General features: G+C 38.0%; 2 protein-coding genes. Both read left to right on the forward strand.

Features of this window, described 5'->3' with window-relative positions; genetic code table 11:
* The first annotated feature begins 26 nt into the window (after nt 1–26).
* Nucleotides 27–239 carry a hypothetical protein gene (locus BR30_RS0116190; protein ID WP_026565883.1) on the forward strand — a complete coding sequence of 71 codons (213 nt, stop codon included), beginning with the start codon at nt 27–29 and terminating at the stop codon, nt 237–239.
* Between the two features lie 26 nt (nt 240–265).
* Nucleotides 266–1,525, forward strand: a complete 1,260-nt coding sequence (ltrA, locus tag BR30_RS0116195) for a group II intron reverse transcriptase/maturase (protein ID WP_026565884.1) — start codon at nt 266–268, stop codon at nt 1,523–1,525.
* Nucleotides 1,526–1,615: the final 90 nt, after the last annotated feature.

The following is a 1,615-nucleotide window of genomic DNA, read 5'->3' on the forward strand; positions in this document are numbered from 1 at the left end:
AATGTGAACTATAAGGAAACCCCGAAATGGACACAAATGCACTGCGAGAAGTCGGAGAGCTGAATAGTACTTTAACAGACGAACAACAAAAACGTCTGGAGCATCTTTATAGATGTCATTTATTTATTCAAAAGGTAAATAAATGGGGAAGGCAGCTTGCTTTATGGAACCAAAATCCGAAATTAGTTTTGCGAGTAAAACGAACAAGAACGGAAAGTTCCCTTTGTGAAAGACCCTAAACTTGTATGTGGAGGACACGAAACCAATGACGGATAATGGTACAACAAGAAAGATTCATTCCTTAATAGATAAGGTTTACCACCCGACAAATCTATTGATGGCTTGGGAAAAAGTTAAGGAAAACAAAGGTAGCGGAGGAATCGACAATATCAGTATCAGTGATTTTGAAAAGGTACAGTATAAAGAACTAGACATACTACATCAGAGACTGAAAAATGATTCATATAAACCACTACCGGTCAGGAGAGTTAACATTCCTAAAAGAAATAAACCAAACGAGAAGAGACCTCTTGGAATTCCTGCCATTCGGGATAGAGTTTGTCAGCAGGCTTTAAAGAATCGTCTTGAGCCAATATTTGAACCAACTTTTAATGACTGTAGTTTTGGTTATAGGCCAGGAAAGTCTACCCATCAAGCTATGAGGAAGATATATCGTGAGATTATCTGTGGTTGCGAATGGGTCCTAGATGCAGACTTAAGAGACTTCTTTGGGAATGTCCAACATGAATTGTTAATAAATAAAATCGCTGAAAAAGTAAGTGATGGACGAGTCTTACGACTCATTAGGCAAATGCTTGAAGCGGGCTATATGGAAAAGGGAAAGAAACATGCGACCACTCAAGGCACACCGCAAGGTGGGGTAATCAGTCCGTTATTCAGTAACATCTATCTAGATTCATTTGACCATGAAATGATTGATAAAGGGTATCGACTTACAAGATTCGCCGACGATTGGGTAGTACTCTGTAAAACAAGAAATGAAGCAGTGAGAGCATTAAATGATGCAAGACAAATACTATCTAAAATTGGCTTAACACTCCACCCTGAGAAAACCAGAATAACACACATTAAATGGGGATTTGAATTTTTAGGATATAAGATTAAACAAGGAAAAGGACTTAAACTTCCTCGCCATAAAATCAAAAAGCAACCTAATATCTTAAACATCTATGCAATTCCTACTGTGAAATCAGTGAAGCGATTCATGGACACTATACGTAGCCGTACAAAACGAAGAATCCCATTAAGCTTATTTGAGTTAATAGAGAATATCAATCCTGTTATCAGAGGATGGGGTAACTACTATCGTAAAGCTCACGTTAAAAAACTCTTCAATAAACTCCAACGCTGGATTGTAAGAAGAATATGGAGCCATCGATTTAAAAGATGGCGAAACATGGGTTGGAAGAAACTTCACGAATCCAAACTCTATTCGGATTACAAACTTGTAAACCTTATTTCATTAATTCCAGATTTAGAATCTAAAGTTGCATCTAAAGGATGACATAAAGGAAAGCGGATTACGGGAAAACTGTACGATCCGTTTGATTGAGCGGACGGAGGAAGGCTTTTGCCGACCTCCTTCGACTCTACA

Source organism: Bacillus sp. UNC41MFS5 (genome assembly GCF_000686805.1).